At 70.3% G+C, this 26192-nt stretch carries 19 protein-coding genes; 12 read left to right on the forward strand and 7 right to left on the reverse strand.

From position 1 onward, the window contains the following. The first annotated feature begins 215 nt into the window (after positions 1 to 215). The 5 genes from AB0J40_RS44390 to AB0J40_RS44410 all read left to right on the forward strand — a co-directional run bounded on the left by AB0J40_RS44390 (position 216) and on the right by AB0J40_RS44410 (position 5961). On the forward strand, positions 216 to 1613 hold the full coding sequence (locus AB0J40_RS44390) for an FAD-linked oxidase C-terminal domain-containing protein (RefSeq protein ID WP_364466137.1): 1398 nt from the start codon (positions 216 to 218) through the stop codon (positions 1611 to 1613). Positions 1614 to 1690: 77 nt separating this feature from the next. Continuing rightward, positions 1691 to 2365, forward strand: coding sequence for an aspartate/glutamate racemase family protein (locus AB0J40_RS44395; RefSeq protein ID WP_364466139.1), 675 nt, complete (start codon positions 1691 to 1693; stop codon positions 2363 to 2365). After that, positions 2358 to 3647, forward strand: coding sequence for a PLP-dependent aminotransferase family protein (locus tag AB0J40_RS44400; protein ID WP_364466141.1), 1290 nt, complete (start codon positions 2358 to 2360; stop codon positions 3645 to 3647). Before AB0J40_RS44395 ends, AB0J40_RS44400 begins: the two co-directional genes overlap by 8 nt. A gap of 122 nt (positions 3648 to 3769) precedes the next feature. Next, positions 3770 to 4612, forward strand: coding sequence for a MarR family transcriptional regulator (locus AB0J40_RS44405; protein ID WP_364466143.1), 843 nt, complete (start codon positions 3770 to 3772; stop codon positions 4610 to 4612). Positions 4613 to 4851: 239 nt separating this feature from the next. After that, on the forward strand, positions 4852 to 5961 hold the full coding sequence (locus tag AB0J40_RS44410) for an acyltransferase (protein WP_364466145.1): 1110 nt from the start codon (positions 4852 to 4854) through the stop codon (positions 5959 to 5961). Positions 5962 to 6066: 105 nt separating this feature from the next. On the opposite strand, the gene AB0J40_RS44415 is transcribed toward AB0J40_RS44410, so the two are convergent. Continuing rightward, positions 6067 to 7107, reverse strand: a complete 1041-nt coding sequence (locus AB0J40_RS44415; RefSeq protein WP_364466147.1) for an NAD(P)-dependent alcohol dehydrogenase — start codon at positions 7105 to 7107, stop codon at positions 6067 to 6069. A gap of 253 nt (positions 7108 to 7360) precedes the next feature. Between AB0J40_RS44415 and AB0J40_RS44420 the strand changes: the two genes are divergently transcribed. Next, positions 7361 to 8440, forward strand: a complete 1080-nt coding sequence (locus tag AB0J40_RS44420; RefSeq protein WP_364466149.1) for a DUF2855 family protein — start codon at positions 7361 to 7363, stop codon at positions 8438 to 8440. A 140-nt stretch (positions 8441 to 8580) separates the two neighbouring features. Continuing rightward, positions 8581 to 9801 (forward strand): cytochrome P450, encoded by a 1221-nt coding sequence (locus AB0J40_RS44425; protein WP_364466151.1) that lies wholly within the window; start codon positions 8581 to 8583, stop codon positions 9799 to 9801. Between the two features lie 61 nt (positions 9802 to 9862). Here AB0J40_RS44425 and AB0J40_RS44430 read toward each other — a convergent pair whose 3' ends face one another. Then, positions 9863 to 11284, reverse strand: a complete 1422-nt coding sequence (locus AB0J40_RS44430; RefSeq protein WP_364466153.1) for a cation:proton antiporter — start codon at positions 11282 to 11284, stop codon at positions 9863 to 9865. A 414-nt stretch (positions 11285 to 11698) separates the two neighbouring features. Between AB0J40_RS44430 and hppD the strand changes: the two genes are divergently transcribed. Genes hppD through AB0J40_RS44450 form a run of 4 tightly spaced genes read left to right on the forward strand, consistent with a single transcriptional unit; the run spans position 11699 to position 16060 of the window. Beyond that, positions 11699 to 12751 carry a 4-hydroxyphenylpyruvate dioxygenase gene (gene hppD, locus AB0J40_RS44435; protein ID WP_364466155.1) on the forward strand — a complete coding sequence of 351 codons (1053 nt, stop codon included), beginning with the start codon at positions 11699 to 11701 and terminating at the stop codon, positions 12749 to 12751. A gap of 20 nt (positions 12752 to 12771) precedes the next feature. Then, entirely contained in the window at positions 12772 to 14046 is a 1275-nt protein-coding gene (locus tag AB0J40_RS44440) for an NAD(P)/FAD-dependent oxidoreductase (RefSeq protein ID WP_364466157.1), read from the forward strand. Between the two features lie 23 nt (positions 14047 to 14069). Beyond that, complete coding sequence (locus AB0J40_RS44445) at positions 14070 to 15824, forward strand: non-ribosomal peptide synthetase (protein ID WP_364466159.1); 1755 nt, start codon at positions 14070 to 14072, stop codon at positions 15822 to 15824. Positions 15825 to 15841: 17 nt separating this feature from the next. Next, positions 15842 to 16060: an MbtH family protein gene (locus tag AB0J40_RS44450; protein ID WP_364466160.1), complete on the forward strand. Its 219-nt coding sequence runs from the start codon at positions 15842 to 15844 to the stop codon at positions 16058 to 16060. Positions 16061 to 16185: 125 nt separating this feature from the next. Here the strand turns inward: AB0J40_RS44450 and AB0J40_RS44455 are convergent, their stop codons facing one another. From AB0J40_RS44455 to AB0J40_RS44475, 5 genes are all read right to left on the reverse strand, one after another. After that, positions 16186 to 17775, reverse strand: a complete 1590-nt coding sequence (locus AB0J40_RS44455) for a 4-hydroxyphenylacetate 3-hydroxylase N-terminal domain-containing protein (protein ID WP_364466162.1) — start codon at positions 17773 to 17775, stop codon at positions 16186 to 16188. Positions 17776 to 17924: 149 nt separating this feature from the next. Continuing rightward, positions 17925 to 20327, reverse strand: a complete 2403-nt coding sequence (locus AB0J40_RS44460; RefSeq protein ID WP_364466164.1) for a bifunctional YncE family protein/alkaline phosphatase family protein — start codon at positions 20325 to 20327, stop codon at positions 17925 to 17927. 177 nt (positions 20328 to 20504) lie between these two features. After that, positions 20505 to 22001 (reverse strand): multicopper oxidase family protein, encoded by a 1497-nt coding sequence (locus AB0J40_RS44465; protein WP_364466166.1) that lies wholly within the window; start codon positions 21999 to 22001, stop codon positions 20505 to 20507. Between the two features lie 329 nt (positions 22002 to 22330). Beyond that, on the reverse strand, positions 22331 to 23815 hold the full coding sequence (locus tag AB0J40_RS44470) for an MFS transporter (protein WP_364466168.1): 1485 nt from the start codon (positions 23813 to 23815) through the stop codon (positions 22331 to 22333). A gap of 31 nt (positions 23816 to 23846) precedes the next feature. Continuing rightward, a complete protein-coding gene (locus AB0J40_RS44475) occupies positions 23847 to 24524 on the reverse strand; it encodes a class I SAM-dependent methyltransferase (protein WP_364466170.1) in 678 nt (225 codons plus the stop codon). Between the two features lie 218 nt (positions 24525 to 24742). On the opposite strand from AB0J40_RS44475, the gene AB0J40_RS44480 reads away from it, so the two are divergent. Then, a complete protein-coding gene (locus AB0J40_RS44480) occupies positions 24743 to 26116 on the forward strand; it encodes an extracellular solute-binding protein (RefSeq protein WP_364466172.1) in 1374 nt (457 codons plus the stop codon). Positions 26117 to 26192 lie beyond the last annotated feature (76 nt).

Raw genomic sequence — 26192 nt, forward strand, 5'->3', positions numbered from 1 at the left:
GGTGGGGCCCGCCGCGGCACGCTCGGAGGTGTGCCGCGAGAGCCCGAACGACGATCGGCGGCCGTGGTGACGAGGCTAGCCGGGAAACCGCGCGTTCCACGTCTTCGCCGTTGCCCGGTGACCCGGTCGCGGAGGTGACCGGACGGATCCTCGCGAATGCGGTTTTCGCGCGGGCGGTCTGGAGTCCGGCCCGGTGCCCGGTTACGTTTGCTCCCATGGGATCTCCGATCGACGACCTGCTGGCGGTCTTGCCGGCCGACCGCGTGCTCACCGATTCCGGCGTGCTGGCCGCCCACTCCCGTGACGAGGCCGACCTGTGCGACGCGGGCACGCCCCTCGCCGTGCTGCGCCCGAAGAGCACCGCCGAAGTCGCCGCGGTCGTGCGGGTCGCCGCCGCCCACCGCGTGCCGGTCGTCCCGCAGGGCGCGCGCACCGGGCTGACCGGCGCGGCCAACGCGGTCGACGGCGCCCTCGTCGTTTCGCTGGCCGGCTTGAACCGGATACTCGAGATCGATGCGGGTGAGCGGATCGCGGTCGTGCAACCGGGGGTGGTCAACGCGGAACTGCGCCGGGCGGCGGCGAAGGAAGGGCTCGCCTACCCGCCGGACCCCGGCTCCTGGGAGTCCTCGACGATCGGCGGCAACGTCTCGACCGACGCGGGCGGCATGTGCTGCGTCAAGTACGGCGTCACCGGCGATTACGTGCTCGGCATGGAAGTCGTGCTGGCCGACGGGGAGATCCTGCGCTGTGGCCGCCGGACCGTGAAGGGCGTCGCGGGCTATGACCTGACCGGGCTGTTCGTCGGGTCGGAGGGCACGCTCGGGATCATCACCGAGATCACCGTCCGGCTCCGCCCGGCGCCCGCGGAGACCCGGACCCTGGTCGCGGTGTACCCGACGGTGCCGGCGGCCGGGCGGGTGGTTTCCTCGGTCGTCGCCGCCGGCCACGTGCCGAGCATGTTCGAGCTGCTCGACCGCACGCACCTGCGGGCGATCGAAGCCTACCGGCCGATGGGCCTGGACACCGAGGCTGCGGCCATGCTGCTGATCGCGACCGACACCGGCGCCGGGGCCGACCTCGCGGCGATCGCCGAGTGCTGCCGGACGGCCGGCGCCAGTGAGCTGTACGTCGCCGAGGACGCGGTCGAGGCCGAGGCGTTGACCAGCGCGCGCCGCCTGGCCCACCCGGCGATGGAACACCTCGCGCGGCGGGCGTTTCCCGGCGGCCGGGGCGGTCTGGTCGTGGACGACGTGGCGGTGCCGAGGGCGCGGGTCGCCGACCTCGTCGCCGGGGTCGAGGAGATCTCCGCCCGGCACGGTGTGCTCGTGGGAGTGGTCGGCCACGCCGGCGACGGGAACCTGCACCCGGTCATCGTGGTGGACCGGGCCAGTCAGTCCAGTATGGACAGTGGTCGGCTGGTGTTCGACGAGATCATGCGGCTGGGCCTTTCGCTGGGCGGCACCTGTACCGGCGAGCACGGCGTCGGCCTGCTCAAACGGGACTGGCTCGCGCGTGAGGTCGGTCCGGTCGGCATGGGGGTCCACCGAGCGGTGAAGGCGGCCCTCGACCCGCGCGGGATCTTCAACCCCGGCAAGGTGATCGCGCCCGGCTGACCGCACACCGCAGGAAGGCAGCCACCGTTCCGGCTGCGACCATGGGCGGACAGAACGCTTGCGGGGACGGAGACGCGATGGTGGTGGACGAGCAGACGCCCGCGGTGGCGGTGATCGCCGGCACGCCCTACGACTCGGGCCTCGGCGCCGAGCTGCTGAGGGCCAGGGGACTGGCGACGGTCCCGTACGCCATGGCGGGTTCGCCGGACGAGCAGGACTCGTTGCAGTACCGGGATCCCGGCGCGTTGACGGCGGCGTTCCACGCTCGTCTGCACGACCTGCACGCCCGGGGGACCGAGCTGGCGATGCTGTTCTGCAACTCGCTGTCCGCCGTGGTGTACCACGATGCCTCGGCACTGCCGGTGGTCTCGCCCGTCACCGTGTACCGGGAAGTGTTCCCGGCGCTGCGCTCGTCGCTGGTGATCACCGGCAACGCGCAGGCCGTCGTCGGTGTCGAGCGGACCGCCTGGGAGGTCAGCCCGGGCCACCGGATGCTCGGCGTGTCCGATCCCGGCCTGGTTCGCGCGATCGAGAGCGGTGATCCGGAAGCGGCTTTCGGCTCCTCGCACCTGCCGGCGACCCTGCGCCTGGCGGAGCGCCTCGACCTCGACGCCGTGGTCCTGGCCTGCACGCACTTCACCAGCGTCCAGCCGCTGATCTCCGCGGCCTGCGGCCTGCCCGTCATCGACGTCGGCGCCCGGCTCGTGGAGCTGGCGGCGCTGACCGCCACCGGATCGGAGATCCATGGTTGAGCTGTCCCGCGCCGATCTGCACGTTTCGGTGTCCGACCCGGTCGCGACCTCGATGAACTTCCTCAACGAGATCGCCGGCCGGTACCCGGACGCGATCTCGCTGGCCGCCGGCCGCCCCTACGACGGGTTCTACTCGACCGAGGACGTGCAGCGGTACTTCGGGTCCTATGTGGACCACCTACGTGCCGGCGGGCTCCCCGAGGAGCGGGTGCGCGGCCTGCTGCTCCAGTACGGGCGGACCAACGGCCAGCTCGGCCCACTGATCGCCACGATGCTCGAGAAGGACGAGGGCATCGTCGTGCCCCCGGATTCGGTGATGGTCACGGCGGGCTGCCAGGAGGCCATGATCATCGCGTTGCGGGCGCTGTGCGCCGGCCCGGACGACGTCGTCCTCGCGGTGGAGCCCTGCTACGTCGGGCTGAGCGGCGCGGCCCGGATCCTCGGCGTGGACGTGGTGCCGGTGCCGGAATCCCCCGCCGGGGTCGCCCCGGAGACCGTCGCCGAGGTGGCGCGCGAGGTCCGCGCCGCGGGCAAGCGCCCCCGCGCGCTCTACCTCGTGCCGAACTTCTCCAACCCCTCGGGCGTCTCGCTGCCGGTGGCGACCCGCCGCCGGCTGCTCGATGTCGCCGACGAGCAGGACCTGCTGCTGCTCGAAGACGACCCGTACGGCCTCTTCGGCCTGGACGACGAGCCGCGGCCGACCCTGAAGTCGCTCGACACCGACCACCGCGTGATCTACCTGGGATCGTTCGCGAAGTCGTGTTTCCCCGGTGCCCGCGTCGGCTTCCTCGTCGCCGACCAGACCGTGGTCGACGCGGAGGGCCGGCGCACGCTGCTCGCCGAAGAGATGTCGGCCGTCAAGAGCATGGTGACCGTGAACACCTCACCGATCTCCCAGGCCGTCATCGGTGGCGTCCTGGTCGAATCGGCCTGCAGCCTGCGCACCGCCAACCGGGACAAGGTCGAGTTCTACCGGGACAACCTGCGCACCATGCTCGCGGCGCTGGAGAAGCATTTCGCGCCGTCCGGACGCGGCGGAGGCGCGGTGCGGTGGAACGTGCCGCGCGGTGGGTTCTTCGCGGTCGTCGACCTGCCGTTCGAGGCCGACGAGAAACTGCTCGAGCTCTCCGCGGAGCAGTTCGGCGTCCTGTGGACACCCATGCGGTTCTTCTACTCCGACGGCGGCGCCCACGCGGTCCGGCTGTCCTGCAGCTACCTGAAGCCGGAGCAGATCGCGGAAGGCGTGCACCGGTTGTCGCGGCTGGTCGCGGCGAACGCCTGAGATGGGTGCCGCGCCCATCTCCCGGAGCGGACGATCCGAACCGCGTGTCCGCCTTCTTCCTGCGTGCCTTTTTCGTATCCCGCGGGAGTCGACGGCATCTGATCGGAGCAATGATGTCCACCATGACCAAAATCGCCCGTCGCATGTTCGAGCTGCTGGAGCCGATCTGCCTGGCCACCTTCCTGGCTGGAGAATGCAGCGAGGAACTGGCCGCGCTCGGCCACCGCACCTACTGGGACGGCTACTTCGCCAGCCGTGCCGCGCCGTTGGGGCGGGTGCCGGCGCAGGTTGTGCACGCGGCCTTCTACAGCTTCACCCCGGCGGAGGCCGCGCGGCACATCCCGAGCGCGTGGGAGACGATCCCGCCCGAGGCGTCCGTCGCCGCGCGGGAGCGGGGCAGCGCGGCCTCCCTGCGACGCATGCTCGGCGACGAGCTGGCCGGCTCTCCGGGTCTGGTGCGCGCCGCCGACCTGACCGCCAAGGCCGCGACGAGCGCGCCCACCGAAGGCCGGGTGATGTACGCCGCGATGCGTGCTCTGCCGGTGCCCGGCGACCCGGTCGCCCGGCTGTGGCATTGCGCGACCATGCTGCGCGAGCACCGCGGTGACGGGCACGTCGCCGCGCTCGTCGGCGCGCGCATCGGCGGTACGGAAGCCCACGTGCTCAACGCGCTGGCGCAAGGCGTCCACCCGCCGGAGTCGTTCGGGCGCATCCACCACCTGCCGAAGAAGCGGCTGGCCGCGGTCATGGCCGGGATGCGCGAGCGCGGGCTCGTCGATGCCGGCGGGCGGTTCACCGACGCCGGCCGCGAGACCCGGCAACGCGTCGAAACCCTCACCGACGAGCTGGCCGCCGCGCCGTACGACGCCCTCTCCGCCGCCGAGCTCGACGAGCTGATCGCCGAGCTCGAACCCATCACCGCGAAGCTGGTGGCCGCGGGGTTGCCGGTACCGAGCAACGACTGACCGCTCCGGTCATTCATTTCCGGCCCATTCCGGCGCATCACCCACAGCGCCGTCGCGGGCACCGTGCGTTGGCAATTCTGGAAGGCGTCGGCATGCCTCCGACCGTGCGAAACTCCTGAAGCTGCCCCATCACGAAAGCAGGAACAGGGAGTAGGACAATGTCGCACGAAGCAATTCAATCTCGCTCGGGGCCGGCTCCGACGCGAAATCCGAACCCGCGTTTGCCGTCGCTCACCGGATTGCGTTTCGTCGCCGCCGCGATGGTTTTCGCCTTCCACGCGCAGGCGATGAACCCGTACGCCTCGAAGAGCGCTCAGGCCGTCACGAAAGCGCTGTTCGGCGTCGGCGGGTTCAGCGGGGTCACCTTCTTCTTCGTCCTCAGCGGCTTCGTCCTGACCTGCGCCGCGCGGCCACGGGACACCACTCCGCGGTTCTGGCGGAGAAGGTTCTTCAAGATCTACCCCAACCACCTGCTCACCTTCGTGGCTTCGATCTTCTTGCTGACGGTGATCACCGGCCAGGGCGCCCGGGTCTCGGACGGCTTGCTGAACCTGCTGCTGCTGCAGAGCTGGAGCACCACTCTCGACGTCCGCATCAGCATCAACCCGGTCGCCTGGTCGCTGTCCTGCGAGCTGCTGTTCTACATCCTCTTCCCCTTCATCATCAAGCTGGTCAACAAGGTCCGGCCGGAGCGGCTGGTGCTCTGGACGATCCTCTCGGCCGCCTCGGTGCTGGCTCTCCCGATCGTCGCCGGGGTCCTGCCTGCCGGCCCGATGCTTCCGTACGGTTTCAGCGACCTGCAGCTGTACTACGTCTTCCACTGCCCGGCGGGGCAGCTGCTGACGTTCGTCTTCGGGATGTTCCTCGCCAAGGTCGTGCTCGCCGGGCGGCGGCTCCCCCTGAAGCTCGGCGGAGCGGTCGCGCTGACCGTCGCCGTCTACTTCATCACCCCGATGTTCGGGCCGCTCTTCCAGTTCGGTTCGCTCATGGCGATTCCGCTCGGCCTGCTCGTCGCCGCCGCCGCGGTCGCCGACCTCGACCGGGTGCCGACGTTCCTCGGCAGCAGGCTGATGGTCTGGCTGGGCAACATCTCGTTCGCCTTCTACCTGTGGCACTACACGATCATCGTCGCCGGCCACCAGTGGCTGGGCCAGGGCGAGAACTGGAGCACGCTGACCTCGGCCGTCGTGGAGGTCCTGCTGTTCGCGGTGGCCCTGGTGGTGGCCTGGGTGACGTTCAAGTTCTTCGAACAGCCCATCATGAAGCGGTTCGCCTCGCCGCGCCGCGCGCTCGGCCCGGCAGCGGTGACGACCGTCCCGACCGGCGACCAGGTCGACCGGGCCGCCTGATTCCCGGTGCGCGGGCGGGCCTCCGGGCCCGTACCCCGCCACGGCAAAGCGGCCTGCCTCCAGAGGCAGGCCGCTTTGCGGACCCAAGGGTTCCGGGAACCGAAATCAGGAAAGGGCGGCGGTGTCGATGACGAAGCGGTAGCGGACGTCGGAGGCCAGGACGCGCTCGTAGGCGTCGTTGATCCCCTCGGGCGTGATGACCTCGACGTCCGCGGTGATGCCGTGGGTGGCGCAGAAGTCGAGCATTTCCTGCGTCTCGGCGATGCCGCCGAACAGCGAGCCGGCGACGGTCTTGCGGCCCATGATGAGGGAGAAGGCCGGCAGCACCAGCGGTTCGGCGGGGATGCCGACGTTGACCAGGGTGCCGCCCGGCGCCAGCAGGGACAGCAGCGTCGGCAGGTCGGGCGGCGCGGTCACGGTGCTGATCAGGAGGTCGAACCGGCCGGCGAGCCCGGCCAGCGCGGCGGCGTCGCCGGTCGCGTGGAACTCGGTCGCGCCGAGTCGCAGGCCGTCCTCGAGCTTCTTCAAGGTCTGGGAAAGCACGGTGACCTCGGCGCCCATCGCGACGGCGAGCTTCACGCCGACGTGGCCGAGGCCGCCCAGCCCGAGCACGGCGACCTTCCTGCCGGGGCCGGCGCCGTAGCGGCGCAGCGGCGAGTACATGGTGACACCGGCGCACAGCAGCGGCGCGGCACCGGCCGGGTCGAGTCCGTCCGGGACGCGCAGGACGAAGTTCTGGCCGACGACGATCTTCCCGGCGTAGCCGCCCTGGGTGACGGTGCCGTCGGCGTCGGTGCCGGCGTAGGTGCCGACCATGCCCGGGCAGTCCTGCTCCTGGCCGGCTTCGCAGCTCGCGCACTCCCCGCAGGACCGGACCATGCAGCCGACCCCGACCCGGTCTCCGGGTGCGAACCGCGACACCTCGGCGCCGACGGAGGCGACGGTCCCGACGATCTCGTGGCCGGGCACCAGCGGGTACGGCTGCGGCCCCCACTCCCCGCGCACGTGGTGGATGTCGGTGTGGCAGATCCCGCAGTACGCGACGTCGATCAGGACGTCGTGCGGCCCGACCTCGCGCCGCGTGATCGTCGCGGGCCCGAGCGGGGCACCCTCGGCAGGTGCGGCAAAAGCGTCAGTGGTGAACAAGGCTCAGCACTCTCCTCACGAGGCTCGCGAAACCAGCGGCCCCATCGAGTCAACCAGCGTGGCCCCCGCGGCTGCTTATCCCGCATTGCCGAATCCGTACCGGGAATCCCCTCCGGCCGAGGACGGCCGCAACGAGGAAGTTGCCGCGGTGACCGGCCGCGGTGAGGCTGTCAGCGTGACCGCTCAAGGTCTACCCCCTTCGTGCGGATCCGACAGCCGGCGAAGGTCGAACTACTAACGCGAAGGGGGCGTAGTGCCCACGCGAGAAAAATGGGAAGTGCTGGTCCGGCGGGACGATTTCGCCGCGAGCGAGATCCGGGTCCCGGTCCTGGCCGAGCTGCAGCCCGGTCAGGTCCGGCTCGAGGTCGAGAAGTTCGGCCTCACCGCCAACAACGTCAGTTACGCGAAGTTCGGTGCCGGGAACATGATCGCGTTCTGGAACGCCTTCCCCGCGCCGCCGGAGTTCGGCCGGGTGCCGGTCTGGGGCTTCGTGCGCGTCGCGGAATCGCGCCACGACGGCGTCGCGGTCGGCAGCCGCTACTTCGGCTACGTGCCGATGGCGAGCCACCACACCGTGCAGGCGGAAGTCACGCCGCGGGGCCTGCTCGACACCTCGCCGGAGCGGGCTTTCCTGCACCCGTGGTACCTGACCTTCCAGAGCGTCGGCGAACCGGACGACCTGGACGACTTCCGCGCTCTCCTGCGGCCGGTGTTCCCGGCTTCGTTCACCCTCGCCGACCTCGTCGAGCGGCAGGCCGCCCAGGGCGCGAAGTCGCTGATCGTCACGAGCGCTTCCTGCAAGACGGCGATCGGCCTGGTCGACGAGCTGCGGGCGCGGGAGGTCGGGATCACGACCGTGGGCATCACGTCGGCCGGCAAGAAGGCGTTCGTCGAAAACCTCGGCGTCTACAGCGAAGTGGCCACCTACGACGCCTTCGAGTCGGCCACCGTGACGGCGCCGGCCCTCCTCGTCGACTTCACCGGCTCGGCCAAGGTGCTCCACGCGGTGTACCAGCAGTTCGCGCCGTCGCTGACCCAGGGCGTCCTCATCGGGTTCAACCACCCGGATCCGGGCGAGCAGGCGCCGGCCGGGCTGCCCGACCCGCAGCCGGAGCTCTTCTTCACGCCGATGGTCGAAGACGCCACCATCGGCGAGGAGGGCGCGGACGCGTACTACGCCCGTTACCACGAGGCGGAAACGCGGTACCTGCGGCACCTGGCGTCCTGGCTCGCCATCCGGCACGGGCAGGGCCCCGCTGACGTGGCCGCGGCGTTCCGCAGCCTGGCGGACGGCACCCAGCCACCGGACGTGGGCCGTGTCCTGACGCCGTGACCCCGGCCGGGAGCCGGCGACGCCCGACGAGGGCGTCGCCGGCTTTCTCGTTGTACCGCAGCATCCGAGACGCCGCCGGCGCGGACGGCATCGATGATGGAAGGGCTTTTTTCGGTGTCGCCGGCAGTGTGGAGTGAAAAATGGACGAGTGCCCGTACGTACTGGACCGGAGCGGCAGCGATCTCCACGGGGAGAACAAGAACCTGCGCGCCCGCGGCCCAGTCACCCGCGTGGAACTGCACGGCGGGTACACCGCCTGGGCCGTGACGGGTTTCGAAGAGGCGAAGCAACTGCTCGTCGACCCCCGGATCGCGAAGAACACCAAGGACAACTGGCCGGAGTACCAGGCGGGCCGGGTGCCGCAGAACTGGGAGCTGTTCACCTGGGTAGCCATGGACAACATGCAGACCCGGGACGGCGCGGAGCACGACCGGCTGCGCAAGCTCGTCGCGAAGGCGTTCACCAACCGCCAGGTGGCGAAGTCCCGGCCGATCATCGAAGGCATCGTGCACCGTCTGCTCGACGACCTCGCGACCGTGCCCGCCGACGAGGTGGTGGACATCAAGGGTCAGTTCTTCTACCCGCTGTCGACCATCCTCGTGTGCGACCTGCTGGGCATCCGCGACGAGGACCAGGCGACCATGCTGCGGGGCGCCCAGGTCAACGCGAAGACGGACAACACGGCCGAGGAGTCCGAGGCCAACCTCCACCAGTGGCACGAGGCGCTCGGCCGGCTGGTCGCGACGAAGCGCCGCGAGCCCGGTGACGACCTCACCACCATCATCATCAAGGCGACGGAAGACAACGAGGCGCCCCTCACCGACGAAGAGGTCGTCGGCTCGGTGCACCTGCTGATCGGCGGTGGCACCGAAACCACGGCCAACGTCCTGTCCCACACGCTCGTCGACCTGCTCACCCACCCCGACCAGCTCGCCGCGATCCTCGCCGGGGAAGCGAGCTGGGAAGCGGCGTGGGACGAGGAGGTCCGCAAGGACGGCGCCGTCGGCTCGATGCCGTTCCGGTGTGCGCTCGAGGACATCGAGATCGGCGGGGTGACCATCGCCAAGGGCGACCTGGTGCTGATCAACTACCTGGCGGCGGGCCGTGACCCCGCCAAGTACGGCGACACCGCCGACGAGTTCGACATCACCCGCGCGGACAAGAGCAGCCTCGGCTTCGGCTACGGCCGGCACCGCTGCCTCGGCCCGGCCCTGGCGACGATGGAGGCCCTGGTCGCGCTGCCGGCGTTGTTCGAGCGGTTCCCCGACCTCAAGCTGGCCGTCCCGGCCGCCGAGCTGAAGCCCGCGCCCACCTTCATCTTCAACGGGTTCGCGGAAGTCCCGCTGTTGCTGCGGGGCTGACGCACGTTGGGGACGGAAAGGGGCGCCGGCCACTTCGGCCGGCGCCCCTTTCCGTTGCCCGTCAGGCGGCCTTCGGCAGGTCTTCGTCGAACTGGTGCACGCGTAGCCCGCGGGCCGCCTCCCGGCGGCCCGCTCGCTTGTCGAGGTACACCGCCATCGGGGCCGTCATCGCCGTGGAGATCAGCGCCATCAGCACCAGCATGGTGAACATCTCCGGCGACAGCACCCCGAGGTCCAGACCCACGTTCAGCACGATGAGCTCGGTCAGGCCCCGGCAGTTCATCAGGACGCCGATCTGCAGCGCCCGGCAGAAGGTCTCCCCGACGCTGCGGGCCGCCGCCGTCGCGCTGACGAGCTTGCCCACCACCGCGACCACGAGGATCGCGGCGCACCACAGCCACAGCGTGGGGTCACCGAGGAGCCGGATGTTCGTGCGGAGGCCGCTGTAGGCGAAGAACAGCGGCAGCATCAGGGACGTGGTGAGCCCGTTGACGTTCTGGTGCAGCCACTTCTCGACCACGTTGCCGCGCGGGAAGACCAGGCCGAACATGAAGGCGCCGAACATCGCGTGCACGCCGATCCACTCCGTGGCCATCGCGCACAGCAGCACACCGACCAGGGCCACCGGGGCCAGCCGGCGCAGCGTCGGCTCGGAGGTCCGGGTGAAGTACTTCGCCATCAGCGGCCGGACCACGTAGTACAGCAGGCCGGTGAAGGCCGCGGCGAGGCCGAGGGTCAGCAGCACGCCGAACAGCGACGAGGCGGTGACCAGTGCGACCACCAGCGCCAGCAGGGACCACGCCGTGACGTCGTCGACCACCGCGCAGGTCAGCGCGACGACCCCGATCCGGCTGTGGAACATGCCGGTGTCCTTGAGGATCCGGACGAGCACCGGCAGGGCCGTGATGCTCATCGACACGCCGATGAACAAGGCGAACGCCAGCGACCCGACACCCTGCGGCGCGAACTTGGCGTACGCGAAGACGGCGAGCAGAACGCCGAGCACGAACGGGACCGCGATGCTGACGTGGCTGACCACCACGGCAAGGTGCCCGCGGCCGCGCATCAGCCGGATGTTCACCTCGAGCCCGGCCAGGAACACGAACAGGACGACGCCGACCTGCGCCAGCACGTTCAGCTGGGGCATGATCGCGGTCGGCAGCAACGCCGACGCGGCCGACGGCGAGATCGCCCCGAGCACCGACGGGCCGAGGACGATGCCCGCGGCGATCTCGCCGACCACCGGTGGCTGGCCGAGCCGCCGCATCACCCAGCCGGCCGCCTTGCACGCGGCGATGACGACGGCGATCGCCAGCAGCAGCTGGGCCACCGGGTGCCCGGCGGCCGCCGCCGACTTGGCCGCCACGCCCGCTCCCTTGCCGTCCCGGGTGAGCAGGACGATGCTGGCCAGCACCGGTATCACGACGAGCAGGCCGTAGACCCCCAGCGCTCGCCTGCCGTACTTCCGCTTGGTTTCTGCCATCGGTGATCTCCCATCTCGGAGCGAACCCGGTGCGCCTGCCGGGTCGACGTGCCGGCCGTTCGAACAACGTATCGGCGGCCGGTCGGCAAGGGGTCTTTCCGAGTGCTTCGGTCACCCCGCTGCGCAAACGCGGAGAAGACGTGCGGTGCGTCGGCGGGAAATCCTGGGACATCACGGTTTCCGGGGAGGGCGCACGAGCACTCCGAACCCCGGACGACGTGACCTCCGTCGACGAAAACGGAAAGAGCCCGGCAGCAGGTGCCGGGCTCTTTCCGTTTTCCGCTCGGCCGTCGGCAATCGGAAAGATGCGTTCGCGCGTACCGGCTGTCAACGTCGATGGGAGTGTTTCACATCAGCGTCTCTGGCGGGTCTGGAGGACAGGTGACGGTATCGCGGACGCGGGCGTCCGAAAACATGACCGTTGATTACGTCGAGTTTTACGTCGAGGACATCGAAAAGAACATCGAGTGGCTCGTGGGCGGTTACGGCTGCGGGGTGCGGGCGACGTCCGGGGACGCGCCGGGACAGGTCCGGTCGGTGGCGGTCGGGCAGGGCGATATCGATCTGGTGCTGACCGAGCCGGTGGAGCAGGACCACTCGGCCGCCGCGTACGTCGAGCGGCACGGTGACGGGGTCGCCAACATCGGGTTGCGGGTGCCGGACGCGGCGGCGGCGTTCGACGCCGCGGTTCGCGGTGGCGCGCGCCCGGTCGCGGCGCCGGCCGAGCGCGACGGCGTGGTGACCGCGTCGATCATCGGGTTCGGCGACGTCACGCACACCTTCGTCCAGCGCCCGGTGGGTTCGGCCGCGTACGACGCGCACGGGCTGGTCGCGGCGCCCGGCGACGCCGGTGCCGGTACCGGCCTGCTCGCCGTCGACCACTTCGCGGTCGTCGTCGAGCCGGGGCAGATCGACGCCACCGTCGACTTCTACCGGCAGGCCCTCGACTTCGACCTCACGCTCGCCGAGCGGATCGTGACCGGTGACCAGGCGATGTACATCAAGGTGGTGCAGAGCAAGTCGCGGGCGGTCACCCTGACGCTGATCGAGTCCGACCCGGCGGCGGAGGCCGGGCACGTCGACGACTTCCTGAAGGACCACGGCGGGGCCGGCGTGCAGCACATGGCGCTGTCCACGGGGGACATCCTCGCGTCCGTGGGGCAGATCGGTGACAACGGCATCGAGCTGCTGTCCACTCCGGACGCCTACTACACGTTGCTCGCCGAGCGCGTGCAACCGGACCGCCACAGCGTCGAGGAGCTCCGCGCGCTGAACATCCTGCTCGACGAGGACCACGACGGCCAGCTCTACCAGATCTTCGCGAAGTCGGTGCACCCGAGGAACACGATCTTCCTGGAGATCATCGAGCGAGCGGGCGCGAGCACGTTCGGCAGTTCGAACATCAAGTCCCTGTACGAAGCGGTCGAGACCCAGCGGCACCGCGCCGGGGACTCGGAATCGAAGTGACTGACGGAGGAATCACGACTATGGCTGGCACAGAAGACTTCGACGTCGTCGTCATCGGCGGTGGTCCCGGCGGTTCGGCGACCGCGGGCCTGCTGGCGCAGCAGGGGCACAAGGTCCTCGTGCTGGAGAAGGAGAAGTTCCCCCGCTACCACATCGGTGAATCGCTCATCACCGGTTCGATGCCGACGATCGAGGCGCTCGGGCTGCGCGACAAGCTGGACCGGATGGGGTACGTCCGCAAGTACGGCGGCACGCTGCTGTGGGGCCGCAACCAGGGGGCGTGGGACTTCCGGTTCACCGAGGCCTCGGAGTACGAGTACACCTTCCAGGTCCGCCGCGCGGACTTCGACTCGGTGCTGCTCGGCCGGGCCCGCGAGCTGGGCGCGCTCGTCATCGAGGAAGCCACGGTCCAGGACGTCCTGTTCGACGGCGACCGCGCGGTCGGCGTGCGCTTCCAGCGCAAGGGCGACGCGGAGCCGACGACCGTCGGCTCGAAGCTGGTGGTCGACGCCTCCGGCCAGCAGCACCTGCTCCCGCGCAAGCTCGACCTCATCGAGTACCACAACGATCTGCGCAACCTCGCGGTCTGGGCGTACTTCCAGGGCTGCAACCGCTACAGCGGGACCCGGTGGGGTGACACCCTCACCGAGAACCGCCCGCACGGCTGGTTCTGGTTCATCCCGCTGTCGGACGGGACGGTCAGCGTCGGGTACGTGACGCCCATCGAGGAGTTCAAGAAGTCGGGCAAGACGCTGGAGGAACTGCACGCGAGCGAGCTGGCCGCGGCCGACGAGATCACCTCGCTGACCGCGCCGGCCACCCGGGTGAGCGGGTACCGCACGATCAAGGACTGGTCCTACACCTGCAAGAAGTTCTACGGTCCCGGCTGGGCGCTGGTCGGCGACTCGGCCGCGTTCATCGACCCCCTGCTCTCCACCGGCGTCGGCCTGACGCTGCGCGGTTCGCTCGGCCTGTTCGAGACGGCCAACCTCGCGCTGCGCAACCCCGCCGAGGAGGCGGCGCTCTACGACCGCTACGAGCGCAACTACCGCGAGTTCCTCAACTCGCTCCTGGAGTTCGTCCGGTTCTTCTACGACCGCACGAAGTCCAAGGAGGACTACTTCGAGGCGGCGCAGCAGAGCATCGATCCGAAGCGCCTGCGGCCGCGCAAGATCGACTTCGCCCGGATGCTCTCCGGCGTCTCCGGCATGCGCGACATCTTCGACGGTCCGCTGGCGCTGCGGGCGTTCCGGGACTCCGACGCGCCGCAGAACCCGGACACGTTGGCGAGCTAGGAAAAGGGATGGGGAACACGGAAATGGAATCATTTGTCATCCCCGAGCGGTTCGCCGAGCAGGCCGGCCGGACGCCGGATGCGGTGGCGGTGTCCGCCGGCGAGGTGAAGCTGACCTACCGCGAGCTGGACGAGCGGGCCAACCGGCTCGCCCACCGGCTGATCGGGCTGGGCGTTCGCCAGGACGACCGCGTGGCGGTGCTGCTGGAGCGGTCCATCGACCTCGTCGTGGCGACCCTCGCCACGCTCAAGGCCGGCGGCGTCTACGTCCCGGTGCACGAGGACTACCCGCCGGACCGCCGGCAGTGGGTCGTGGACCACGCCGAGGTGACGGTGCTGCTGGCCGACACCACCACGCGGGCCGCCGGGCTGCCGGGTGGCGTCCCGGTCCTGGTGGTCGACGACGACCCGGCCACCGCCGAGCAGCCCGCCGGCGACCCGTCGGTGCCGATCCACCCGGACCAGCTGGCCTACGTCATCCACACCTCCGGCTCGACCGGCCACCCCAAGGGTGTCGCCGTGACCCAGCGGGACGTGGTGCGGCTGATCTTCAACACGCAGTGGACGCCCGAGCGGCACGCGCGGGTGCTGATGGTGGCGCCGTACGCCTTCAACGTGTCCACCTACGAGATCTGGATGCCGCTGCTGCACGGCGGCCGGATCGTCATCGCGCCGCCCGGGCGCCTGGAGCCGGCCAAGCTGCGTGACCTGATCGCGGGGGAGCGGATCACCGGCATCCACCTGACGGCCGGCCTGTTCCGGGTGCTCGCCGAGGAATCGCTGGAGACGTTCACCGGCCTGGCCGAGATCCTCACCGGCGGCGACGTGATCGCGCCCAACGCGGTGCGCCGGGTGCTGGACAGCTGCCCGGACATCGTGATCCGGGCGATGTACGGCGTCACCGAGTGTTCGTTGTTCTCCGCCCACCACCCGCTGACCGCGTCCTACCGGCCCGGCACGCTGGTGCCGGTCGGGGACGCGTTCAACGACGTCGACATCCGCATCCTCGACGACCGCCTGTCCCCGGTGCCGAACGGCATCGAAGGGGAGATCTACATCGGCGGCCGCGGCGTGGCCCGGGGCTACTTCGGCCGCACGGACCTGACCGCGGAGTCCTTCGTGGCGGACCCGTTCGGCGAGCCGGGCGCCCGCATGTACCGCACCGGCGACCTGGCCCGGCGCAACGACGACGGGCTGATCGAGTTCGTCGGCCGGGCGAGCAGCCAGGTGAAGATCCTCGGCTTCCGGGTCGAGCTGGCCGAGGTCGAGGCGGCGCTGAGCAGCTACCCCGGGCTGGCGCAGGTCGTCGTCGTGGTGCGCGAGCTCGAGTCGGGCGAGAAGCGGCTGGTCGGCTACGTCGTGCCGGAGTCCGGTGACGTCGACCTGGGGGCGCTGCGCGCGCACGCCAAGGAGCAGCTGCCGGACTACATGGTGCCGGCCGCGCTGATCCGGCTGGAGTCGCTCCCGCTGACGTCGAACGGCAAGCTGGACCGCAAGGCGATGCCGGAGCCCGACTTCGAGGCCGCGTCGGCGTTCCGGGCCCCGGAGACGCCGCTGCAGGAGAAGCTGTGCGCGATCTTCGGCTCGGTCCTCGAGGTGCCGAAGGTCGGCATCGACGACAGCTTCTTCGACCTCGGCGGCCAGTCGCTGCAGGCGATGCGGCTGCTCAGCCGGATCCGGACCGAGCTCGGGGTCGACCTGCTGATCAACGTGCTGTTCGACGTACCCACGGTGGCCGGGCTGGCCGACCACCTCGACGACGCCGCCGCGGCGGCCTGAGCCGGAGGGAGGATCGGATGGCCAACCCATTCGAGGACCAGGACGCCCACTACACGGTGCTGCGCAACGACGAGGACCAGCACTCGCTGTGGCCGGCGTTCGCGGCCACGCCGGACGGCTGGGCCGTCGTGCACGGCCCGGGGCGCCGGGAGGAGTGCCTGGCCTACGTCCGCGAGCACTGGCTGGACCTGCGCCCGCGCGGGGTCGCCGAGTTCATCGCGGCGCAGACCGGCTGAGCCAGGCCCGCGCAGCTGAGAAGCCCGTCCGGCGAGTTCCTTCGCCGGGCGGGCTTTTCTTTGTGCTCAAGCGAAAACGCCGTCGTCCCGAGCCATTCGGCCCGGGACGACGGCGTTTTCGGTGTTCAGCCGAGCAGGTCGCGGCCCATCTTGCCGAGCTGCTCGAAGGAGGCGAGGTCGGGGACGGTCCAGCCGTCGAGGTCGTATTCGGCGAGGCATTGGTCGACGAATCGCTGGTAGCCGTCGAGCTGCCCGTCGGCCAGCTGGCCGAGCAGCAGCTCGATCCGGGTGTTCTCCAGGTTGCCGGCGTAGTTGCGTTCGTAGAGTTCGTGGCGGCCGCCGAACTCGGTGCCGACGGAGTCCCAGAGGAGCTTCATGACCTTGACGCGTTGGGTGGCGTCGATGCCGTGCGAGCCGCGGAGGTATTTGTCGAGGTAGGGTCGGATGTTTTCGTTGCGGAAGTCCTGGGCGCTGGAGTTGAGGTAGATCAGGCCGCTGGCGACGTCCTGGAGCACGATCTCGCGGATCCGGGCGTAGGCGAGCTGGGAGAACCAGCGGTAGGCCATGCCGTAGTTCGGGTTCGGCAGTACCGCGCCGTTGCGCCAGGGGACCGGGTTGCGGGCGGCGGCGTCCGAAAGGCCCCAGAAGAGGTTGCGCCAGGCGAGGACTTCGCCGAGGCGGGCCTGGACGCCGCGGAAGTCGCTGACGCCGGTGATTTCGAGTGCTTTGGCGAGCAGGCCGGCGAGGAATTCGAGTTTGACGGCGAGCCGGGTGCAGCCGTGGAAGGTGAACCGCTCGATGAACCCCGACTGCCCCGAAAACATGCCGACCTTGACGACGTCGCCGTAGATGAACACGTTCTCCCAGGGGATGAGCACCTTGTCCAGCACGAGAACGGTGTCGTTCTCGTCGAGGCGGGAGGAGAGCGGGTAGTCGAAGGGGCTGCCGGTGAGGGCGGAGGCGGCGGTGTAGGACTGGCGGCAGATGAGCTTCATGCCGGGCGCGTCCATCGGCACGGTCGCCACCAGGGCGAACTTGCGGTCCTTGATGGGCAGTCCGTAGTGGGCGATGAAGTTGTAGTGGGTGAGGGCGGAGCCGGTCGCGACGACTTTGGCGCCGGAGACGACGAGGCCGTTGTCGGTTTCGCGTTCGACGTGGACGAAGACGTCGGCGACTTCGTGGGGTGGCCGGTCGCGGTCGACCGGTGGGTGCACGATCGCGTGGTTCCAGTAAAGGACTTTTTCCTGCGATTCGCGGTACCAGCGGCGGGCGTTGTCGGCGAAGGGGTTGTAGAAGTCGGCGTTGGCGCCGAGGGTGCCGAGGAAGGACGCTTTGTAGTCGGGCGATCGGCCCATCCAGCCGTAGCTGAGGCGCGACCAGGCGGCGATGGCTTTCTGGTCGGCGACGAGGTCCTCGGCGCTGTGCGGGGTGGTGAAGAAGCGGTGGGTGTAGCCGCCCGGGCCACCGGCGTCCGTGGCGGTGGTGAGCACATCGCGGTGCTCCGGGTCGTGCAGCGCGTCGTAGAGCCGCGCGACCATCCTCGCCGGGTTGTGGAAGGCGGGATGCGCGGTGATGTCTTTGACGCGCTCGCCGTAGAGGTAGATCTCGCGATCGTCGCGCAGGCTCTCGAGGTACTCGGCTCCGGTCAGCGGACGCGTGGTTTCGCCCGTCCGGGACGCGGGGTCGTTCGCTGGCGCATTGCTGGCGGCTGCCATGTCGTGGTCGTCCCTTCGACGAGCGTGAACCACATCCAGCATCACACCCGCGCCCCGCGCCGGCGTCCTCGCCGATGCGGTGCGCGAGCCGCGGGACCACCCGCGCGAAACCGGGGTGCGGCTCAGGCGAGCCGCACCCCGGAGGTGTCTCAGTTGCCGCCGCTCGCCGGTGGCGGGTTCACGTCGGTGAACGACGTGGTCGGCTTGACCGCTGTGTAGGGCGTGAAGCTCGGGCAGTCGGTGAAGGCGTTGGTCATCGGCGTGGCGTACGCGTCGAACTGGGTCAGCGGCTTGACGCCGACGAGCAGTTCGATGGTGCGCAGCACCGACACCGTGCTGTAGAAGGTGGAATCCACCTTGCCGGTCTGCGTGTACGGGCTGACCACCAGCGACGTGGTGCGGTGCGCGTCCACGTGGTCCGCGCCGGCCTGGGCGTTGCTCTCGGTCACGAAGATGGCCGTGTCGGCCCAGTACTTCGAGTGCGAGACCGCCTCCACCAGCTGGCCGAGTGCCCAGTCGTTGTCCCCGACGTAGGCGGGCGGAGTCGGCTTGCCGGGCCAGTTGCCGAACGTGAAGTCGTTGGGCAGCGCGACGAACTGGACCGTGGGCAGGTTCCCGCCTGCCACGTACCCGGCGAACTCCCGCTTCCACTCGTCGATGCGCGGCAGCATGCAGCCGCTGCCGCCCTGCGGCGCGAAGCTGCCGGCCGAGTCGGCGCAGTCGGGCTGGAAGCCGACGTAGTCCGGATCGGTGTGCGCGTCCAGCGTCGGGTCGGGGGCGTGCAGCTTCCCGGCCGCGTCCGGCGCGACGGCGAACCCGTAGTTGCGGAAGGAGATCCCCTTGGCCGCCAGCCGGTCCCAGAGGTACGCGCCGGCCGGATCGCGGTTCGGCGCGACGGCCGGATCGTCGGTCGCGGCCGGCGGCATCGTGCCGCCGATGTGCCGCCGGGGCGTGGCTCCCCAGGTCTGCTCGGTGTAGGAGTTGGAGCCGGCCGCCGTGGCCCAGCTCCAGCCCTGCACGCCCACCTCCGCGCTGGCGTAGGTGTTGTCCAGCGTCACGAACCGGTTCGCGAGCGCGCGTTGGTTCGGCGTGCTGGCTTCGCCGAACAGGCCGAGCTCCGGGGCGCCGTTGCCCTTGCCCAGGTCGCCGAAAACCTGGTCGTAGCTGCGCGCTTCCTTGACCACGTAGATCACGTGCTTGATCGGTGTCGGGCCGCCGACGCGTCCGGGTACGACCGAGTTGCCCCCGCCGCGGACGCGGTCGGCGAGCGCGAACCCGTTGTTGCCGACCACCTGCCGGGTCCAGCCGGCCAGCTGGGCGGGGTCCGCGCTCAGCGTGACGGTGGACAGCGTCCCGACCATCATCGTGCCGATGAACTGGGCGCGCCACGCCGGGTCCATGGTCAGTTCCGGGGTGTCCTTGAACGGGTTGGGACCGTCGGGGTTGGGACCGGCGCCGAGGCCCTTGGCGTTGAGGACGAACAGCTTGCCCGCCGAGGCGAGCACCGACGACGGGTACCAGCCGGTGGGGATCAGCCCGGCGACCTCACCGCGGGCCACGTCGAGCACGGCGACGTCGTTGTTGCCGGAGTTCGCGACGTACAGGGTCCGGCCGTCCGGCGACAGGGCCAGGCCGAGCGGGTTCGAGCCGACCGGCGCGTTCGGGTACGGCGCGAGCTCGAAGGTCCGCACCACCCGGTTGGTCGCCGTGTCAAGCACGCTGACCTGGTCGGAGTCGCCGTCGGCCACGTAGAGCCGGCGGCCGGCGGCGTCGAGGACCGACTGGTTGGGGTGGGTGCCGACGGTGACCGTGGTGCGCACGGCCGGGGTCGCGGTGCTCACGTCGAGCACGCTGACGGTGTTGCCGCCGCGGTTGGTGACGTAGGCGGTGCGCCCGTCCTTCGCCAGGGTGACCCCATACGGTTTGTGGCCGACGCCGATCGTGCTCGCGTGGCCGGTGGCCAGGTCGACCACCGTCGCGGCGTCGGCCAGCTGGTCGGCGACGACGAGCCGGGCGCCGTCCGGCGTGACGGCTAGACCGGCCGGGTAGACGTCGACCGGCCGGCCGGCGGCGTCGGTGACGGCCAGCGGGATCGACGCCTGTTCGGTGAGCTGCGCGCCGGAGACGCCGAGCACGTGGATCTTGTCGCTGCCGCCGCCGCTGACGTACAGGTGCGTGCCGTCCGGGCTGAACGCCAGCCCCGTGAACACGGCTTCCGGCGGGTCGTAGGTGATCGTCTGCGTCACCGTGCTGGTCGCCGCGTCGACGACCTGCAGGGACTGCGGGCCGTTGCCCGCGTTCGCGACGACCAGGTGCCGCTGGTCCGGGAAGAACACCGCACCGAGCGGCAGGTCACCCAGGTCGGTCTGCCGGCCGGCGGGGGTGACCCGGAAGCCGACCGGGGTGACGGCCGTGCCGTCACCGGCCGGGCCGGCGTGCTGGGCGGGGCTCGTCGTCGCGGCCGCACCACTGCCACTGGCCAGCACCAGGGCGGCCGCGGCGGCGATCACCGCGAGTTTGGCCCGGCCGTCCGGACGAAAGCGAAACTTCATCGGCACTCCCAAAACCGATCACGGGGCCGAAGTCGGGCCGGCCCGGGAACGCCGCAGAAGCCTGACAGCCGTTCCGCGCGGGGTGCATCTCCTGTGTTGCCGACCGTCCGTCCTCTGTGGACAGGCACGGCGAAGCCCGGGGAACGGCGGAAAGCCGCTCCCCGGGCCCGGCCGGGATCAGGGCACGATTTCGATCTGGCCCATCATGCCCAGCACCGAATGCTCCACGAAGTGGCAGTGGAAGACGTACTTGCCGAGGTAGTCGCCGAAGGTGGCCTGGACCGTGACGGAATTCCCCGAGGTGACGAACACCGTGTCCTTCTGCCCGGCGTCGACCGGCAGCAGCGGTGCGCCGCCGCGGTCGACGACGCGGAACTGCACCAGGTGTATGTGGAAGGTGTGGTTGAGGGGTGCGGCGTCGCCGTTGTGGATCCGCCAGAGTTCCGTGGTGCCGCGTTTGATCTGGTAGTCGACCCGGTTCGGGTCGAACGCCCTGCCGTTCATCAGGCCGATCGGGGTGGCACTGGTGAGGTCGAAGCTCATGGTGATGTCGCGCGTCACCGTGGCCGGTGGCATGGCGGGTAGCGGGCGCAACACGGCGGGGACGCGACTGGTGTCCGGCGCGGACCGGACGACGTCGAAGCGCAGGACCGGGCCGGCGTCGGCGTCGGACAGCACCAGTTGCGTGCCGATCGGGAACCTGCCGAAGTCGACCACGAAGTCGGTGCGCTCGCCGGAGGCGAGGGAGAGCTCGGTCTCCGGCACCGGGGCGGGCAGCAGTCCGCCGTCGGAGCCGATCCGGATCATCTCGGTGCCGTTCAGGTTCAGCGTCATGAGCCGCTCGTTGGCGGCGTTCAGCAGGCGGAACCGGTACTTGCGCGCGGCGACCTGGAAGTACGGCTGGATCTTCCCGTTCGCCAGCACGGTGGGGCGCAGGGCCGGCCAGTCGCTGATCAGCTGGGCGTTCGCGTCGAAGTGCGCGTCGCGCAGCAGGATCGGCACGTCGAATTCGCCCGAGGGCAGCCGCAGCGGTGTCTCGACGTCGTCCTCGAGGACGTAGAACCCTTGCAGGCCGCGGTAGAGGTGATCGGCTTCGAAACCCATCGCGTGGTCGTGGTACCAGAGTGTCGCGCCCTGCTGCAGGTTCGGGTACCGGTAGATGCGCGAGGCTCCGGGCGCGAGGGTGTCCATCGAGTAGCCGTCGCTGTCCTGGGGCGTGTGACCGCCGTGGAGGTGGACGTTGGAGGCCTCGCTCAGGCCGTTGGTGTAGGTGATCTGCGTGGTGCGACCGGTCCGGGCACGGATGGTCGGCCCCGGGAAGAGGCCGCCGTACGTGAGCACCGGAGTCTTCGTGCCGGGGAAGATCTCCACGTTCGCCGGCTGGATCGCCAGCCGGTAGAAGTCCGTGGTCGAGCTGCACGCGACCGGGCGCAGGACGGGCGACACGGGCATGGCCGTGGCGAACGGGGTGACGGGCGGCGGCGTGGTCGCCGGTGTGAGAGGTCCGGTGTGGTGCAGCATGCCGGCCATGTCCATCCCGGACATCTGCCCGCCCATGTGCGCGTCGGCCAGTGGCCGCACCTGCGCGGGCGTGCCCTTCGGCAAAAGGAATCCGGCTGCCGCTCCGCCCACGGTCAGCCCGCCGAGAGTGATGAGGCGTCGTCTGTTCAGCATTGCATTTCGCTCCCCAGTGCCGGTGTAGTAGAGGCCGGCTGCAGGGATCCTCGCATTCACCCGAGTGGGAAACGTTCTTTCTCCGTGCGGTGTGGCGATGGTGGTGACCGACGAAAATCCGTGGTCGACGTGATTGTTTTTACCCCACGCGCGGAATAGCCGGAAATGCCTGGAAAAATTGCACGGTGAGCATTGGGTCGATCGCGCAGTGTGGCGCTGCCGGCGACCGCACGGCTGTGCCGCGTCGGTCCCGCCGACGCGACAGAGCGGGCGCCGGAGTGGTTCCGGCGCCCGCTCATCGGCCGTCGACGAACTTCGGATACGCGGTACTAGGCCGCTTCGCGGCCCGCCCTGCCGGCGATCTCGGTCACCGTCGCGGATTTCCTCGGCCTGCCGAGGAGGAACAACGCGGCGAGGACACCGGCGACGGCGAAGGCGATGGCGACGCCGAAGGCGGTCCGGAAGCCGGCGGCCATCGCCGCGGCCGGGTCCGGTCCGGTCGCCGCCGCGGCCGCGACCGTGGTGAGGATCGCGATGCCGAGCGCACCACCGATGTGGAACGCCGCGGTGTTCACCCCGGACGCCATCCCGGCGTCGTCGGCGGGCACCCCGGCCAGCCCGGCGATGGAGCCGGCGACGAACGCGGCGCCGAGCCCCGGGCCGAACAGCAGCATGCCGAGCAGCATGTCGTCGACGAAGCTGCCCCGCGCGGAGATCCCGGTCAAGCTCAGGCAGCTGAAGCCGATCAGCACCAGGCCGGCCACCGCGACCGGGCGGGTGCCGAACCGGTTCACCAGCGGGCCGCCGGCGAGCGTCGAACCGAGCACGGTCAGCAGGGTCATGACGGCGAACATGAGGCCGTACTGGACCGCCGAGTAGCCGAGCACCACCTGGGCGTACTGGGTCATCACCACGCCCATCCCGCCGTGCACGGCCATGCCGACGGTGAGCATCACCAGGTTGCCGCCGAGGAAACCCTTGCCGCGCAGGTACTTCAGTGGCAGCAGCGGGGCGGCGGAGCGGCGTTCGACCAGGACGAACCCGGCCAGCAGCACGAGGACGACGGCACCCAGGCCGATCGTCCGGCCGCTCCACCAGCCGGCCTGCGGTGCGTCGACGATGAGGTAGACGAGTCCCACGAGGGCCGCCGTGCTGGTCAGCGCGCCGGCCACGTCGAAGGTCCGGGCGCGCTCGCGGTCGTAACTCTCCCGCAGCACGAACGGGCTCAGCACGACCACGAGCACGGCTACCGGGATGTTGACGAAGAAGATCCAGCCCCAGCCCGGCCCGGTGGTCAGCGGTCCGCCGAGCAGCGAACCGATGGTGCCGCCGATCCCCGCGGCCGAACTCCAGACCCCCAGCGCCTTGTTGCGCTCGCGACCTTCGGCGAACGTGGTCATCAGGATCGACAGCGCCGTCGGCGTCATGATCGCCGCGGCGAAGCCCTCGGCCACCCGGGCCGCGATCAGTACTTCGGCCGACCACGCGAGCCCGCACAGCAGCGACGAAACGGCCAGCAGGGCGGCGCCGACGACGAACATCCGGCGCCGGCCGAGCAGGTCCGCGACGCGGCCGCCGAGCAGCAGCAGCCCGCCGAAGCTGAGCAGGTAGGAACTGAGCACCCACTGCACCGCGCTCGGCGTCAGCGCCAGGTCCTCGGCCATCGACGGCACCGCGACGAACACGATCGAACCGTCGAGGATGATGATGAAGGTCGCCGCGCACAGCACGGCCAAGGCCAGCCGCCGACGCGGGTCGAGCCGCGCGCGTCCCGGGATCGGCGACACCGTCGCCCGGGTTCCCTTGCCGTCCATCAGTCCTGCCCACCCCTTCCGGATGCCGCGTTCACCGGGGGTCGGCGACGACGTTGGCGCGCTTGTACGCCAGCGTCACCCCGTCGAAGACCGGGAGCATGCTCAGTTCGACGCGCTTGTCGTCGCGCAGTGCGGCGTTCAGCGTCCGCAGCGCCTCCGTGTCGGCGTCGCTGAAGCCCGGCCGGGCGACCCGGCCCGACCAGAGCACGTTGTCCAGCACCACCAGCCCGCCCGGCCGGAGCAGCTCGAGGCACCGTTCGTAGTAGACGGAGTAGCTGTCCTTGTTGGCGTCGATGAACGCGAGGTCCACCGTGCCCGCCGCGCCGTCGGCCAACAGCGCGTCCAGGGTCTCGACCGCCGGCCGCAGCTCGAGCTGGATGCGGTCGGCGACACCGGCGCGGGCCCAGAACGGCCGGCCGATGTCGGCCCACTCGGAGCTGACGTCGCACGTGATGAGCTTGCCGTGCGCGGGAAGGGCCCGCGCCATCGCCAGCGTGCTGTACCCGGTGAACGTCCCGACCTCCACCACGGTGGTGGCGGAGATCAGCCCGACGAGGAAGCTGAGCAGCTGCCCCTCCACCGGCGGGGCCAGCATGCCGTGCGCGAGCAGCTCCATGGTGGCCATCCGCAGGTCGCGCGCGATGTCGTCCTCGCGGAGCGACACGTCCACCACGTACTGCTGGATTTCGTCCAGTTCTCCGGTCGCCATCTGCGTTTCCTCCTGGTGATAAACGAATGCGGATCGGCCCCGCCACCTCGACGATCGGTTGGGCGCACGCAACCGGTATGCTCGCACACGGAAGTGCCTGGCACGTCTCGAAAAGTGCGTCGGCTCGCACCGCAGGAGAGGGAGCGCCCCGGTGCCTGCTGTTAATCTCGGTTCCCGGGCAGTCCTGGGTCGGCAACGTGAGAACTGCGGAGGGCGCTGTGTCGAATTCGACCGGTATCGACGAGCCGATCACCATCGAGGTGTGGCTCGGGGACAGTGCGAAGACCGGCGATTCCGACGAGGACATGCTTCCGGGTTTCGGCAATCCGATCGTCGACGCGGCCGATTCGTTCAACCGGGCGCACCCGGAGTACCGGGTGCGGATCCGCAAGATCGACTACCGCGAGCTGCCGAAGGCGGTGGCCGAAGCGGTGGCGCGGGGAAACCCGCCGGACGTGGCGGAGTACGTCTACACCGCGACCCAGGTGGCGCTCGACACGCGGAACCGCGCTGGCGAACCGCTGTTCGTGCCGGTGCAGCGCGCTGTCGGGGACCGCGCCAAGATCCTCGGCGAACCGGTCGTCCTCGACGACCTCATGCCCTCGGCGCGCGACTACTGGAGCCGCGGCGGCGAACTGGTTTCCGTGCCGACGTCGGTCACGAGCAACGTGCTCTTCGCCAACAAGACCGTGCTCGAGCGCGCCGGCGTCGACCGGATGCCGGTGACGTGGCAGGAGCTGACGGCCGCGTGTGCCGCCGTCGCCGAACTGCCGGACGGGCCGCCGCACGGGGTCACCTGGCCCAACTACGGCTGGCTGTTCCACCGCGAGGTGATCGGGCAGGGCGGGTTGTTCAGCAACGGGGACAACGGCCGGACTGCCCGGTCCACGCGGGTCTTCCTCGAATCCCCGGAACTGCTCCGCTATGTGCGGTGGTGGCGGGAGCTGCAGCGGAGCGGCCACTACTTCTACACCGGGGAGCTGAACGACTATTTCGGTGGCATGGCGGCGTTCGGCAGGCAGGAGGTCGCGTTCGCGGTCACCTCGTCGGCGGTCGGCGACGTCATGGCGGGCATGGCAGCCGAAGGAGGCTTCGAGTGCGCGGTCGGCCAGCTGCCCCGGTCCGGTGACCGGCCGTACAGCGGCGGGCCCTTCGGCGGCCAGTCCTTCTTCCTGACCGCCGGCCTGCCGAAGGAGAAGGAAGACGGCGCACTGGCCTTCCTCCAGCACCAGCTCAACCCCCAGCACGCGATCGCGCGGATGCGGGACCGGTCCCTGCCGCTGACCCGGCCGGCGTACGAGCAGGCCATGGCCGAGCACTGGGCCGAGCCGTTCCCCGGCTTCCTCGTGGCGACCGAGCAGCTCGCCTCGCCGAACCGGACGCCGGCCGCAGCCGGCCCGCTGCTCGGGAACCTCAACGGCATCAACGGTGTGCTGACCGCGGCGATGCACGACGTACTGGTCTCGGGCGCGGACCCGGCGAGCCGGTTCCGCCTGGCGGGCGAGGAAGCCCAGGCCCTGCTCGACCGGCACAACGCGGCGGCTCTCGCCTACCCGCCCGTGACCCCGGACGCGCTGACCGTGACGGCGTGACCGTCCGGCCGCGCGCGGATTTCGCCTGACCCCGGCACCCGTGACGGCGGCGGGGGAGCACCGAACGACCGGTGCT

This window comes from Amycolatopsis sp. NPDC049691, from assembly GCF_040675005.1.
Taxonomy (GTDB): domain Bacteria; phylum Actinomycetota; class Actinomycetes; order Mycobacteriales; family Pseudonocardiaceae; genus Amycolatopsis.

Bases quoted from the DNA above. Each gene is read 5' to 3' on its own strand.
- AB0J40_RS44450 (WP_364466160.1), top strand. From the start codon at position 15,842: ATGGCCAACCCATTCGAGGACCAGGACGCCCACTACACGGTGCTGCGC.
- AB0J40_RS44460 (WP_364466164.1), bottom strand. From the start codon at position 20,327: ATGAAGTTTCGCTTTCGTCCGGACGGCCGGGCCAAACTCGCGGTGATC.
- AB0J40_RS44395 (WP_364466139.1), top strand. From the start codon at position 1,691: ATGGTGGTGGACGAGCAGACGCCCGCGGTGGCGGTGATCGCCGGCACG.
- AB0J40_RS44400 (WP_364466141.1), top strand. From the start codon at position 2,358: ATGGTTGAGCTGTCCCGCGCCGATCTGCACGTTTCGGTGTCCGACCCG.
- AB0J40_RS44475 (WP_364466170.1), bottom strand. From the start codon at position 24,524: ATGGCGACCGGAGAACTGGACGAAATCCAGCAGTACGTGGTGGACGTG.
- AB0J40_RS44405 (WP_364466143.1), top strand. From the start codon at position 3,770: ATGACCAAAATCGCCCGTCGCATGTTCGAGCTGCTGGAGCCGATCTGC.
- AB0J40_RS44455 (WP_364466162.1), bottom strand. From the start codon at position 17,775: ATGGCAGCCGCCAGCAATGCGCCAGCGAACGACCCCGCGTCCCGGACG.
- AB0J40_RS44445 (WP_364466159.1), top strand. From the start codon at position 14,070: ATGGAATCATTTGTCATCCCCGAGCGGTTCGCCGAGCAGGCCGGCCGG.
- AB0J40_RS44440 (WP_364466157.1), top strand. From the start codon at position 12,772: ATGGCTGGCACAGAAGACTTCGACGTCGTCGTCATCGGCGGTGGTCCC.
- AB0J40_RS44465 (WP_364466166.1), bottom strand. From the start codon at position 22,001: ATGCTGAACAGACGACGCCTCATCACTCTCGGCGGGCTGACCGTGGGC.
- hppD (WP_364466155.1), top strand. From the start codon at position 11,699: ATGACCGTTGATTACGTCGAGTTTTACGTCGAGGACATCGAAAAGAAC.
- AB0J40_RS44390 (WP_364466137.1), top strand. From the start codon at position 216: ATGGGATCTCCGATCGACGACCTGCTGGCGGTCTTGCCGGCCGACCGC.
- AB0J40_RS44430 (WP_364466153.1), bottom strand. From the start codon at position 11,284: ATGGCAGAAACCAAGCGGAAGTACGGCAGGCGAGCGCTGGGGGTCTAC.
- AB0J40_RS44425 (WP_364466151.1), top strand. From the start codon at position 8,581: ATGGACGAGTGCCCGTACGTACTGGACCGGAGCGGCAGCGATCTCCAC.
- AB0J40_RS44470 (WP_364466168.1), bottom strand. From the start codon at position 23,815: ATGGACGGCAAGGGAACCCGGGCGACGGTGTCGCCGATCCCGGGACGC.